At 66.9% G+C, this 12,206-nt stretch carries 11 protein-coding genes; 6 read left to right on the top strand and 5 right to left on the bottom strand.

Annotated elements, in window-relative coordinates:
• Nucleotides 1-520 precede the first annotated feature (520 nt).
• From H2Q94_RS13055 to H2Q94_RS13035, 4 genes are all read left to right on the top strand, one after another.
• A complete protein-coding gene (locus H2Q94_RS13055; protein WP_243794969.1) occupies nt 521-898 on the top strand; it encodes an AbrB/MazE/SpoVT family DNA-binding domain-containing protein in 378 nt (125 codons plus the stop codon).
• A 65-nt stretch (nt 899-963) separates the two neighbouring features.
• Nucleotides 964-1,959 (top strand): tyrosine-type recombinase/integrase, encoded by a 996-nt coding sequence (locus tag H2Q94_RS13050; protein WP_243795684.1) that lies wholly within the window; start codon nt 964-966, stop codon nt 1,957-1,959.
• A 1,166-nt stretch (nt 1,960-3,125) separates the two neighbouring features.
• Nucleotides 3,126-3,599, top strand: coding sequence for a hypothetical protein (locus tag H2Q94_RS13040; RefSeq protein WP_243794968.1), 474 nt, complete (start codon nt 3,126-3,128; stop codon nt 3,597-3,599).
• A gap of 576 nt (nt 3,600-4,175) precedes the next feature.
• The gene (locus tag H2Q94_RS13035) at nt 4,176-4,955 is read left to right on the top strand and encodes a cysteine hydrolase family protein (RefSeq protein ID WP_243794967.1); all 780 of its coding nucleotides are present in this window, start codon (nt 4,176-4,178) and stop codon (nt 4,953-4,955) included.
• A gap of 273 nt (nt 4,956-5,228) precedes the next feature.
• On the opposite strand, the gene H2Q94_RS13030 is transcribed toward H2Q94_RS13035, so the two are convergent.
• Nucleotides 5,229-5,810: an acyl-CoA-like ligand-binding transcription factor gene (locus H2Q94_RS13030; protein ID WP_243794965.1), complete on the bottom strand. Its 582-nt coding sequence runs from the start codon at nt 5,808-5,810 to the stop codon at nt 5,229-5,231.
• Between the two features lie 221 nt (nt 5,811-6,031).
• On the opposite strand from H2Q94_RS13030, the gene H2Q94_RS13025 reads away from it, so the two are divergent.
• Together H2Q94_RS13025 and H2Q94_RS13020 are read left to right on the top strand one after the other, a co-directional pair.
• Nucleotides 6,032-6,778 carry a glucose 1-dehydrogenase gene (locus tag H2Q94_RS13025; protein WP_243794963.1) on the top strand — a complete coding sequence of 249 codons (747 nt, stop codon included), beginning with the start codon at nt 6,032-6,034 and terminating at the stop codon, nt 6,776-6,778.
• 227 nt (nt 6,779-7,005) lie between these two features.
• Nucleotides 7,006-7,905, top strand: a complete 900-nt coding sequence (locus tag H2Q94_RS13020) for an LLM class flavin-dependent oxidoreductase (RefSeq protein WP_243794960.1) — start codon at nt 7,006-7,008, stop codon at nt 7,903-7,905.
• Between the two features lie 145 nt (nt 7,906-8,050).
• Here H2Q94_RS13020 and H2Q94_RS13015 read toward each other — a convergent pair whose 3' ends face one another.
• The 4 genes from H2Q94_RS13015 to H2Q94_RS13000 all read right to left on the bottom strand — a co-directional run bounded on the left by H2Q94_RS13015 (nt 8,051) and on the right by H2Q94_RS13000 (nt 12,152).
• On the bottom strand, nt 8,051-8,977 hold the full coding sequence (locus tag H2Q94_RS13015; protein WP_243794958.1) for a hydroxymethylglutaryl-CoA lyase: 927 nt from the start codon (nt 8,975-8,977) through the stop codon (nt 8,051-8,053).
• Between the two features lie 72 nt (nt 8,978-9,049).
• Nucleotides 9,050-10,249: a thiolase family protein gene (locus H2Q94_RS13010; RefSeq protein WP_243794955.1), complete on the bottom strand. Its 1,200-nt coding sequence runs from the start codon at nt 10,247-10,249 to the stop codon at nt 9,050-9,052.
• Nucleotides 10,249-10,998 carry an SDR family NAD(P)-dependent oxidoreductase gene (locus H2Q94_RS13005; protein ID WP_243794952.1) on the bottom strand — a complete coding sequence of 250 codons (750 nt, stop codon included), beginning with the start codon at nt 10,996-10,998 and terminating at the stop codon, nt 10,249-10,251. The genes H2Q94_RS13010 and H2Q94_RS13005 overlap by 1 nt, the downstream gene beginning before the upstream one ends.
• Nucleotides 10,998-12,152, bottom strand: coding sequence for an acyl-CoA dehydrogenase family protein (locus tag H2Q94_RS13000; protein ID WP_243794951.1), 1,155 nt, complete (start codon nt 12,150-12,152; stop codon nt 10,998-11,000). The genes H2Q94_RS13005 and H2Q94_RS13000 overlap by 1 nt, the downstream gene beginning before the upstream one ends.
• Between the last annotated feature and the right edge of the window lie 54 nt (nt 12,153-12,206).

Genomic DNA, 12,206 nt, shown 5'->3' with positions numbered 1-12,206 from the left:
CGCGCGCACATCCGGCGCAGCCTCACCGCCCGCTTCCAGGAAGCCGCGGCGTTCCATGTCTTCGGACTTCGACCGGACCGTAGACGTGCGGACGGCGCGGGTTGTATTGAGCTGGGGTTTTGCCGCGTGTTGCGAGGGGTGTGGTATTTGGGAATTAGATGACGGCCACGTAGCTCGTGTGCATGCCCTGCGGTCCGTCACGTAAGCATCGGCCACGAGAAGCGAAAAGCCTGATCAGAGCCTGAGCACGCCAATCCTGCCAGTAACCACGAGAGGCTGGGCCTTTGGTTCGACTCCGGCCTCGGACACCAGTGGGTGGGATCCCTCCCACACATTACGAAGCAGTTCGGCAGTCGACATGGCGGTGTGGCGCAGTGCGCCCGCCGCCTTGTTGCGTTGGGTCGTCAGTCCCGTGTCCGCGGGGGTGGCGGCCGTGGCTGAGGCGAATGTGCCCGCAGTCGTGCCGCGACGGTGGGCCGGTATCGATCACGCCGGGCCGGTGTCAGCCCCGGTTCTGCCCATGCCTGATCTGGCTGCGGTGCCCAACGGTTCGAGCGCCGTGTATCGGATCGCCGCGGTCGATGAGCGAGGGCGTATCGCCGAGCGTGCAGTGATCCAGGCGTTGGGGTGGAGCGCTGGGCAGCGGGTGCGGTTCGATCTGCTCTCGGCTACGGCGCTGGTGGTCCGGCCGGAGACGGCCGGGTTGTTCGGTCTCACCCGGCGAGGCCACATCCCACTGCCCGTCCCGGTGCGGCGGTGGTGCGGCGTGCAGGCAGGCGATCGGGTGCTGCTGGCCGCCAGCGTGCAACGCGGCCTGCTGGCCGTGTACACGATGGCCGCTTTGGAATCCATGATCAACGAGTTCCGCCTCCCGGCTGACGGGGGTGAGCGGTCGTGAGTACGGGTTCGGAGAAGGCAGCGGGCGCTGCGGAGTTGGAAGCGGCGCGGGTCGTGCTGGAGCGGATGGGAGTCTCGCCGGAGGACCTGCTCGGCGCTTCCGCGCAGCGCGCTCCGCTGCCGACGTTCGCCGACTACATCCCGAAGGTCTCAGCGGCGGTCTCGCAGGGCACGCGCCGGGTGTATGCCTCCTACTGGAAGCGGATCGAGCAGCAGTGGGGTGATCGGCACTTGGACGAGCCCACACCGCTGGAGATCAAACAGCTGGCCGAGCACGTCCGGGAGCACGTGGTGTCGCGGCGCAACGCCCGCGGTGGGCGCAGCGCCGCCGAGCACCTCATCGCTGCGCTGCGGTGCCTGTACCGGCACGCGGTCGCTGACGAGCTGATCGGCGAGGCCGAGAACCCGGCGAAGCGGGTGCCGAAGCCCCGTCGTCTGCCCAGCACCCGGCGCGGACTACCGGCGACCGGCCTTGAGGAGGTTCAGCGGGTCGCGGCCACCACAGGCAACGACCCCGCGTTGGACACGCTGCTGCTGCGGCTGCACACCGAGACGGCATGCCGACGGGGCGGCGCGCTCGCCCTGCGCCCGCACGACCTCGATGCCGACCAATGCCTGATCCTGTTGCACGAGAAGGGAGGCACGGTCCGCTGGCAACCGGTCTCGCCGACGCTGATGCGCCATCTGCTGGCCCACGCCGAAGAACGCGGCGCGTCCGTCGACGGTGGACAGTTGCTGCGATACCGCTCCCGTGCGCCGATCACCTCTCGCCGTTACGACCATCTGTGGAGCCGGATTGGCACCCACCTGCCGTGGGTGGCCATCCAGCAGATCAGCACCCACTGGCTCCGCCACACCACCCTGACCTGGGTCGAACGACACTTCGGCTACGCCGTCGCCAGAGCATTCGCCGGACACACCAGCACCAGCGGCGACACGAGCACCACCACAACCTACGTTCGCGCCAGCCTCGACGAAGTCGCCACCGCACTAGCAGCACTCACCAACGAACCCCACCCACTCGCCCTCGACGCACAACGACGGAAACAGCAGCACGACTGAACCCCATCCCCGCATCGGCCTACGCCTTGGCCCAAGACCAAGGCGTAGGCGGATGCCTTCCAGCTCATCGATATGGGAACCAGCCACTTAGGGAACACTTGGTTCGAACCGCGCACTCGTCACGATCGCCACCGAGGAACACATCCCCGCCCGAGCTGTGCCAGCCGACCTCATACAGGCCTGGATCAGTCATACGAGTTCGCAACGTCCGAAGTCATCAACAAGCGGCCACGATCCTGTTCTCTTACATCGCCCGTGTATGAAACCGAGTCGCATAAGGGACGCCCCCGTCAGCGAGAGGAATCCTCGAACCGAGGATTCCTCTCGCTGTGACAGATACTAACCGAAGCGCCTGCTCTTTCCGCAATCGTGCGCCGACGGCCGCAACGCCTTCCCTGTCCGCTCAAGCCAGGCCGGGGGCAGGTACAGCATCCTCACAGCTCCGTTCCAGCCGCGAGCTGCGACTATCGGCGCGGTTCACCATCGTTCGTCGGCGGCGCGGCCAAGCTGGTGATCTGGGATGGCCACCAGTCGCGATACTGTTTTACGTTCGCTGACAGTGATCATTGGAATGGCCTCGCGCTGACATTCTTGTTCGGGTTCGGCAATTTACTCGGCCTGGGGCTGAGACTCGGAGTGCCGACGTACGTGGCACCATTGGTTGCGCCAGCAGTCGATCTGTCCGTGCTTGGCTTGCTGGTCGGTACCCGGCACCTGAACCTTCACGGAGCAACCCCGGACCAACTGCGTCCCGCCCAACGTTTGTTACCTCAACAATGCCGAGCGATCCACGAAGAACTAAGTCACCTCACCTGGTCACGTTGGAATTGGCTTACGCAACCGGCTCGAACCGATCAACACCGCTACTGCTCTAGTCCCGTCAAACAACCCGCAGGCAAATCACTGTGACCGGCATCTCGCGTTCTCTCGCCAGGTCCACGACATCGCCGGTACCTCCAAAGCCTCTCGCCGGCCCGCCGTCCCAGACCACGATGAGCCGATCAGTTCGCTCAATCATGTCGATTCCAGCGACCACCTGAGATTGCGCAGTGACCCCACACAGCCGAGTCGCACAAAATCCGATACACGCCGTCAGCGAGTCAAAACTGACCTGGTGCTCCACAGCCAGACCATCGCGGCGACAACCATGACAACTAGTATCCACCATGATCAAGCACAGGCTGCGCAAGAAGATCATTAGCGCCATTAGCGAGACAGTTCATCTCAATGACATCCGGTGTCTGTTTCATCTCCTCGTGAACAGCGCGCTCCCGGAAGTCGCCGCCGGCGACTTGTCCGGACTTCGCCTACTCATACAGCCGGGGAGCGATCCCGACAATCCTGATCTCGAGGAATTCAAAAAAGCCGCGCTCGACATCCAACCCGTCGAAAGTCACATCATAGGCGGCCCGTCTTCCATTCTCGTGGACGGCGACTACTGCTGCTTCACCCTCGCGAACCCCACCGTGCCGTGGCACAAATACCTCGCGTGCAACGGTGTGATCATCCGGCCATTGACCATCGAAAAGTCAAAGGTGACGACATACCTATGCTGGCGGGTAGACCGAAGAAACCCTGATGACCTCGGTCCAGTAATTGACTTGGTGCGAGAATGTTTCCACGTTCCGCTCGATCTCTAGGCAATGGTTCGATGCCACCGACACGTGCCACTGGCGCGTTCAGGATGTTGACGCCGATCAGCGGCCTATCGGTCACCGCCTCAGCCACCGCCATCAGCGTGAAGAGCGCCGAGCACTCCGCGGGGCTCGAGTCCGCGCCGCCGTAGCCGACCGTGGGGTTCACCGGCGCCAGCAGCCGGTCCCCACCCGCAGAGTGTCGGCGCCCAGCCGTTCGGTGGGACTGGCTAGGAACGTCGAGAGCTTGCCAAGAAAACACGACACGTTATATGATCTAGTAGCTTATCGCGTTGTGCGTGCTTAGTGAGATCGCTGATTTCTCGCACCTCGACACCAGATCTCCGCTACCGCAAGCACAGCGATTCGGCTATCTGGGACTGGCACCCCGAGCGGGGAGGCCTCGCGACCCGCGTACTGGACTCAATGAACCCGGGCCGACCCGAGCGGCCACCCTGGCGTTAGTCACGGTACGCGAGTCAAGCGCGGATCGGAGTCGAACAGGACTCCGGACATCTGGGTGGGCAATAGGAAGCCGGACAGGTAGACGGATTGCCGATTTCGACGGGAAGGCAAGACCGGATGGACGCAGTGGACGCATACCTCTCCGAGTACGGCCGCGGCGAACAGGAGCTGTTGCAGGGCGACCGCCTGAACGGTGCCGGCGCCTTCGATGGCGAGCGGGAATTCGTCGAACTCGCCGACCGAGCCTACGACACCGACCAGCACGGCGTGTTCCGGATCCGGGCCGAGGAATCCGCGTTGCTGGTCATCGACATGCAAGAAGACCTCGTGGCGCCGGAGGGTCCGATGTGCGTACCCGAGGCGTACCGGCAGGTCCCGCGCATCAAACGTCTGATCCAGCACTGCCGCGGCACGGGTGTGCCCGTGATCTTCACCGAGGTGACGATTCCGGACGACGCTCCACACCAGTACCGGGACTTCTTCCCGCCGATACGCGCCGGGGCCGTGAGCGAGGGCACTCCCGGGATGCGCGTGTACCGCGAGTTGGCGCCGCAGCCTGGCGAGCGCGTGATCGACACCAAGTTCGGGTTCGACTCGTTCAACGGCACACCGCTGGACTACGTCTTGCGGCAACGCGGCGTCCGAACGGTGATCATCTGTGGGACGCTGACCAACTTCTGCTGCGAGACCACCGCGCGCAGCGCATATGGTCGCGGGTACCAAGTGGTCTTCGGCTCCGATGTGAACGCCACCGACAACGCCGAGGCGCAGCGGGCGACGCTGCGGACGATGCGTCGCGGTTTCGCCCGAGTGCTCGACCATCACGCGATCATGTGCGCGCTCGACGGGCGCGATGAAGCCTTCGAGGCCGCGGCTGCGGCGTCCGACGCGAGTTGACCGTCGTCGCGGAGCAGAGCGGGACGGACTCGCTCGCAGGTTCGTTCGCCCATTCCTTGAAGCGCGCCATGAAGGTCATCATTTCTGACTGGTCCGCTGGTCATGACTGGGCGCGGCTTGCCAGCAGGACCGATCCGGGCAGTCTCCGGGATCAGCAGGTGCGACCAGGAGCCGACCACGAAGGTCGAATCCGCCCGTCTTCCGGCACGGACATCGCAGCCGGGCGGTGCCGACTCGTCCGCAGCCGCGGTGATCTCGCCTCGGCCCGAGCGGTCATGGGAGGGAGTTGCCGTGCGGGGTCGTCCTCGGGAGCAGCACCTTCATCGGGGTCGTGACGGTCGCCAGGTTCCGGTCCAGCCGTTCCAGGAACGCTTCGTCGGAATCACCACCGTTGACCCAGTTGCGCAGCTCCGCGACGAAGACCCCTTGGCAGGCGCTGGCGATGGCGACGGGGGCGACGTCCTCCGGCGAACTGCCGACGCGCTCCGCCAGCCATCGGGCGATGACCTGTTTCCACCGTTCCCAATGCTCGTAGGCGCCCGCGCGCAGGTCGGGGCTGGTGTCGAGCAGTTCGAAGCGCTCCAGCCAGACACCGCTGCTCAGCACGGCTGAACGCGTCGAGGCGACCACCGCCCGTAGCACCTCGTCCAGCTGATCGGTGTCCGGCGGGGCCTCACCGAGCCGCGCGCCCAGAGCTTCGATCGTGTCGTCGAAGGCGTACCAGATGACACCGGGCTTGGACTGGAAGTAGCGGAAGAACGTCGTACGGCCGATCCCCGCCGCCTCGACGATGGTCTGCACGCTCACGTGGTCGTAGCCGTGGCGCTGCATCAGGTCGACCGCGACACGCTCCACCTCACCGCGAGGAGCGGCCGGCGGTCGTCCGGGCCCGCGACGAGCCGAATCAGAGGACATCGCACGAGTTTAGGCAGTAGCCGTCGGGTGGCGTGCGATCACCGGTGGATTTCGGTACCGAGTACCACTATTGTGCGGGAGGAGCCGCGGTAGTCCGACAGGGCAGTGCGGACCAGCCCGAAAGGGCCGATAGCAGAGCGGGATCACGGAAGGTGCGCATCATGGGGAAGCTCGATGGCAAGGTCGCCATCATCACCGGCGCCGCTCAGGGAATGGGCGACACCCACGCGCGACGGTTCGTCAGCGAGGGAGCGAAGGTCGTCCTCACCGACGTCAACGACGACCAGGGCAAGCAGCTGGCCGCTGAACTGGGCGACAACGCCCTGTTCCTGCACCACGACGTCACCGAACCGGCCAACTGGCGCCGCGTGCTCCAGGAAGCGGAGCAGGCGTACGGCAAGGTGACCGTCCTGGTGAACAACGCGGGGATCCTGGGGCCCATCAGTTCGACGGCGGAGTTCGACGAGGACGAGTACCTCAAGGTATGCGCGGTCAACCAGCACTCGCAGTTCTACGGCATGAAGACGGTCATCCCCTCCATGCAGAACGCGGGCGGCGGCGCGATCGTCAACATCTCGTCCACGGCGGGAATGGTCTCGATCGTCGGCGCACCGAACCTCGCCTACGTCGGCAGCAAGTTCGCGTCCCGCGGCATGACCAAGCACGTCGCCGTCCAGTACGGCCCGGACAACATCCGGGTGAACTCCGTGCACCCCGGCTACATCAAGACCCCGATGATGGAGGCCGCAACCGACGAGGACGGCGGTGGCATCGCCGACCAGGTGCCGCTGCGCCGCATGTCCGACCCCGAGGAGGTCTCCAACCTCGTCCTCTTCCTGGCCTGCGATGACTCCTCTTACATCAGCGGCATGGAACACGTCATCGACGGTGGCCTGACAGCGCAGTAAGCCCCTGACCGCGGACAGGCGGCCAACGGCTCCAGAGTGCCGGGGAGGGCGGACAGCGGCAACCACGTCCGCCCTTCCCGGAACGGAGTCGCCTCGGCCGACCCCGCAGCCGCGTGCGAAGCCCGCGGGTACGGTCCGGGGCGGCGAGGACGGCTCAGAGCGAGACGAACGAAGGCGGATGAACGATGTCATCGGCAGCGTCGGGTGAGCACCTGGGTAGCGTGAGCATGGCTCTCTACTTGCACGACGATGAACCGGAGCGAGCCGCGCGCACCCTTCTGGGGCAGGCACGCACCGCCCTGGACGGCGGGTTCCACGGGATCACCATCAGCGAGCACCACGCCGGATTCCCCGGCTACGTTCCGGTACCGGCCACGATAGCGGCGACGATCCTCGGCGCCACGCAGCGAGGATGGGTCGCACCGAGCCCGATCCTGCTCCCTCTCCGCCCGGTTCCGCTGGTCATGGAGGAGATCGCCTGGCTCGCCGCGTCCCACCCCGGCCGGGTGGCCGCCGGCCTGGCGGCCGGTTACTCGCAGCGCGACTTCGACGTTTACGGCCTCGACCGGAACGCGGCGGCGAAGACCTTCCGCGCCCAACTCGCCGAGTGGCACGAGCGGATCGCCGACGACTCGGCGCCGCTGCACGACGACCCGGCGATCTCCGGCGTGCTCCCGCAGACCCCGGTGATGGTGTGCACCGGCGGCCCGAAGACGGCGGCTTTGGCGGCGCGCAACGGATTCGGCCTGTTCCTGCCACCCGTGGATGATCATGCGAAGAACCGGCCCGCCGTCGATTCCTACCACGCGGCAAGCGGAATCGGACCACGCATCGCAGGACAATGGGTCTGGCTCGGCGAACCGCCACCGGCCGGGCTGGACGCCCTCGCCCAGGCATACCCGGACGTCGACAACTCCGGGAAGCAGGCCTACGCACCAGGCGTGCTGCACGAACACGACCCCGACTCACTGGCCGACCGACTGCACCAGCTGATGCTCGATCTGGGCCTGACCGGGATCAGCCTCCGCGTGCACCTGCCCGGCGGCGACGCCGACACGACCAGCACCCAGATCCAGCTGCTCGCCGAACAACTCGTCCCCCGACTCGAGGCCCGCCTCTCGGAGTAGGCACCCTCCTCGATCGTCTCCTGATCAGCGTGGATCAGGAGCAGGACACCGACTCGTCGGCGCACGAACCGTTTCCGCACGCCCGCACCTCGCCTCCGAGGTGTGGACGTGCGGCTGTCGGAATGTGGCCGAGGCGCTGCGCTCGTCAGCGGGCGCCGGAGCTCCACTCCACGGGCCCGGCGACGATCGAATGGCTCGTCAGCTTCCTCCCCAGAACCGCCTGAACCGAGCGTGCGGCCGCGATGGCGGACGGCAGCGACACGCCGGTCTCCACACCCATCTCGTGGAACATGCCCAGCAGGTCCTCGGTCGCGATGTTGCCGGTCGATCCCGGCGGAACCGGGCAGCCACCGAGCTCACCGAAGCTCGACTCGAAGCTGCCGCATCCCGCCTCCAGCGCGGCGAACGCATTGGCCAAGCCCTGTCCGCGAGTGTTGTGGAAGTGCGCCGTGACTTCGACACCGGGCAGCCGTCGCAAGGCGGCGGTGAAGAACTCCGAGGCGTAAGCGGGGTTGGCCATGCCGGTGGTGTCGCCGAAACCGATCTCCGTCGCACCGGCTTCCACGAAGCGCTCCGCAAGGTCCAGCACCGCGTCCATCTTCACCTCGCCCTCGTAGGGGCACCCGAACGACGTCGCGACCACCGCGGCGCAACCGAGCCCTTCCTCGCGGATTCGCCGGGCCACGACGGCGTTCTCGTCCATCGACTCGCGGACGGTGCGGTTGACGTTCTTCTTGTTGTGCGTCTCCGAGGCGCTGACGAAGATCGCGGCCTCGTGGAACGTCTCCCGCACCTTCAGCGCGTTGTCGAGTCCCTTGTTGTTGGGGATCAGCACCATCAGCCGGACGTCGTCAGGCACGTCCACGCGGCGCAGCACCTCGGCTCCGTCGGACAGCTGCGGGATGAGGTCCGGGCGCACGAAGCTCGCCACCTCGATGCGTTCGAGGCCGGTGCGCCCCAGCTCGTTGATCAGCCGGACCTTGTCGTCGGTGCTGATGTGATCAGGTTCGTTCTGGAAGCCGTCGCGTGGACCGACCTCCCGGATGTGCACAGTTGCTGGGCGGTGGCTCATGGCAGCCGCTCCTTTCTGGTCAGGTGCGTCCCGAAGCCGGTCCTACCGCCGATTCGGTGCCCGGCTCGCGGGTCAGGCGGTCCGTTCGATCAACGTCGCGGTCCCGAGGCCGCCGCCGCAGCACATGGTGACGAGGCCGAGTTCGACGTCGCGCCGTTCCATCTCGGCGACGAGCGTGGCCATCAGCCGTGCTCCGGTGGCGCCTACCGGATGCCCGAGCGCGATCGCGCCGCCGTTGACGTTCACGCGGTCGAGGTCCGGCTTGAACTCGCGCTCCCAGGCCAGCACCACCGACGCGAACGCCTCGTTGATCTCGATCAGGTCGATGTCGTGGATGCTCAGGCCGTTGCGGTCGAGCAGCTTGCGGGTCGCCGGGATCGGACCGGTCAGCATAATGATCGGATCGACGCCGACCGTCGTTTGATCCAGCACCCGCGCACGGGCGTTGAGCCCGAACTCCTCCGTCCCCGCACGGGACGCGAGCAGCACCGCGGCGGCGCCGTCCGAGATCGGCGAGGAGGTGCCCGCGGTGATCCTGCCGTTCTCCGCGCGGAAGGGAGTTTTCAGCCGCGCCAGCGCCGACAGCTCGGTGTCCGGCCGGATTCCCTGGTCGGTGCTGCGCGTTTCCCCGGCCAGCTCCATCGAGATCATCTCGGCCGCGAACCGGCCTTCGGCGTCCGCCTGCGCGGCCAACCGGTGGGAGCGCACCGCGAACTCGTCCATCTCGGCGCGCTCGATCCCCCACCGCTCGGCGATGAGCTCCGCGCTCTCGCCCTGGTGCACGAAGGCGTACTGCTCGCGCAGCTCGGCAGGCCACGGATCGCCGTAGAGCTTGGAGATCTCGCCCGGGGAGTTGATCGGCACGCGCCCCATGTGCTCGACACCGCCCGCGATCACGACGTCGTGGGTGCCGGACCCGACGAGCCCGGCGCCCATCTCGACCGCGGTCTGCGCCGAGCCGCACCGGCGGTCGAGCGTGACGGCGGGAACCTCCGGCGGATGCCCCGCCTGCAGCCAGGCGTTGCGGCCGATGTTTCGGGATTGCTCGCCGAACGGGGCGGTGCAGCCGATGATCAGATCCTCGACCTCGCCCGCGGGCAGGTCGGTGCGGGCGAGCAGTTCGTCGTAGCAGGCCGCGAGCATCTCGTTCGGATGCGTGTCGCGGTACCACCCCTTCTCGGGATGGCCTTTGCCCACCGGTGTCCGGACGGCTTCGGCGAGGACGACTTCCCGGCCTGCGCTCTGCATCGGCCCGGTGCGCGGGCGGCTCATCAGATCACCGTCCCGCCGTCGACGGGCAGAACCTGTCCCGTGATGTACCCGGCCGCGTCGGAGGCCATGAACACGAAGGATCCCGCGATCTCGGCCGGTTCGGCCCAGCGGCCGAGCGGGATCCGCGCCAGGGTCTTGGCGGCGAGCTTCTCGTTGCCGCGGATGTTCTCGGTCATGGCAGTGGCCGCCAGCGGGGCGAGCGCGTTCACCGTGACGTTGCGGCGCGCGAGCTCGCGCGCGAGCGACTTGGTCAGCCCGATGATCCCGGCCTTGGCCGCACCGTAGTTGGCCTGGCCGATGGTTCCCTGCAACCCGGCGGCGGAGGTGACGTTGATGATGCGCCCCCGTCCGTCCTCGGCCAGGTACGGCAGCACTGCCTTGCTGCACGCGTAACTGCCCATCAGGTGGATGTCGACGATGCGGCGGAACGCCTCTTCCTCGAGGTTCGGGAACATCGCCGGGGCGATCGCACCGGCGTTGTTGACCAGGATGTGCAGCGTGCCGCCGGCCAGTCCCGCCGCGCGCTCCGCGGCCGCACCGGCCGCGACGGAGTCGCGGACGTCCAGCTGAGCGGATTCCGCGATGCCACCGGCATCGCGGATGCGTTCGGCGACGCTCTTGGCCGCCTGCTCGTCGATGTCGGAGACGAGCACGCGCGCACCTGCGTGCGCGAACGCCTCCGCCACAGCGGCGCCGATGCCACCGCCGGCTCCGGTGACCAGGGCGGCCCGGTCGTTCAGATCGAACATCAGTAGCTCCTGGGAAGACCGAGGACGTGCGAACCGAGGTAGTTCAGGACCATCTCCTGGCTGAGCGGAGCGATCCGCAGCAGGCGAGCCTCCCGGAAGTAGCGGGAGACGTGGTATTCCTCCGAGTACCCCATGCCCCCGTGGGTCTGGAGCGCTCGGTCGGCGGCTTGGAAGCCCGCGTCGGCGCAGAGGTACTTCGCCGTGTTGGCCTCGCGACCGCAGGGCTTTCCGTTGTCGTAGAGCCAGGTCGCCTTGCGCAGCGCCAGCTCCGCGGCGTCCAGCCGGGCGAGCGAGTCCGCGAGCGGGAACTGGAGTCCCTGGTTCATGCCGATCGGGCGCCCGAAGACCTCCCGCTCGTTGCCGTACTGCACGGCTTTGCGCAACGCCGCGCGGCCGAGCCCGAGCGCCTCGGCGGCGACCAGCATCCGCTCCGGGTTCAGGCCGTCCAAGATGTACTTGAAGCCCTGGCCCTCTTCGCCGACGCGGTCCTCGACCGGGATGCGCAGCTCATCGATGAACAGCTCGTTGGAGCTGACGGCGTTGCGTCCCATCTTGTCGATAGGACGGATGTCCACGTGGTCGCGGTCCAGCTCGGTGAAGAACAGCGTGAGGCCGTCGGTCTTCTTCTTGGCGTCCTCGAACTTGGTCGTGCGCGTCAGCAGCAGGACCTTCTCGGACTCCTGCGCCTTGGAGATCCACACCTTGCGGCCGTTGACCACGTAGTCGTCGCCGTCGCGGCGCGCGAACGTGGTGATCTTGGTGGTGTCCAGCCCCGCTTCCGGTTCGGTGACACCGAAGCACACGTGCAGGTCGCCGTTGACGATGCGCGGGAGGTTGCGGCGCTTCAGCTCTTCCGAACCGTGCACGATCACCGGATGCATCCCGAAGATCGACAGGTGCATCGAGCTGGCCGCGTTCATCCCGCCGCCGGAGGCGGAGACCTCCTCCAGCAACAGCGACGCCTCGGTGATGCCGTACCCGTGGCCGCCGAACTCCTCGGGCGTGGTGATCCCCAACCACCCGCCTCGCGCGAACGCGTCGTAGAACTCGGCCGGGAACTCGTGCGCCGCATCCTTCTCCAGCCAGTACTGGTCGCTGAACTTCCCGGCCAACTCGGCGACCGCTTTGCGGATCGTCGCTTGATCCTCGGTCAACTCAAAGTCCACAGCAGATCTCCCACTCGGCCCGGCTAGGCTTTGGCTTAATCA

It is taken from the genome of Saccharopolyspora gloriosae (assembly GCF_022828475.1).
GTDB lineage: Bacteria > Actinomycetota > Actinomycetes > Mycobacteriales > Pseudonocardiaceae > Saccharopolyspora_C > Saccharopolyspora_C gloriosae_A.
This window is presented reverse-complemented; position numbering and strand designations above follow the sequence as displayed.

Excerpts from the sequence above, each read along its gene's own strand:
- H2Q94_RS13005 (WP_243794952.1), bottom strand. The coding sequence starts at position 10,998 with ATGTTCGATCTGAACGACCGGGCCGCCCTGGTCACCGGAGCCGGCGGT.
- H2Q94_RS13040 (WP_243794968.1), top strand. The coding sequence starts at position 3,126 with ATGATCAAGCACAGGCTGCGCAAGAAGATCATTAGCGCCATTAGCGAG.
- H2Q94_RS13055 (WP_243794969.1), top strand. The coding sequence starts at position 521 with ATGCCTGATCTGGCTGCGGTGCCCAACGGTTCGAGCGCCGTGTATCGG.
- H2Q94_RS13035 (WP_243794967.1), top strand. The coding sequence starts at position 4,176 with ATGGACGCAGTGGACGCATACCTCTCCGAGTACGGCCGCGGCGAACAG.
- H2Q94_RS13020 (WP_243794960.1), top strand. The coding sequence starts at position 7,006 with ATGGCTCTCTACTTGCACGACGATGAACCGGAGCGAGCCGCGCGCACC.
- H2Q94_RS13050 (WP_243795684.1), top strand. The coding sequence starts at position 964 with ATGGGAGTCTCGCCGGAGGACCTGCTCGGCGCTTCCGCGCAGCGCGCT.
- H2Q94_RS13010 (WP_243794955.1), bottom strand. The coding sequence starts at position 10,249 with ATGAGCCGCCCGCGCACCGGGCCGATGCAGAGCGCAGGCCGGGAAGTC.
- H2Q94_RS13025 (WP_243794963.1), top strand. The coding sequence starts at position 6,032 with ATGGGGAAGCTCGATGGCAAGGTCGCCATCATCACCGGCGCCGCTCAG.
- H2Q94_RS13015 (WP_243794958.1), bottom strand. The coding sequence starts at position 8,977 with ATGAGCCACCGCCCAGCAACTGTGCACATCCGGGAGGTCGGTCCACGC.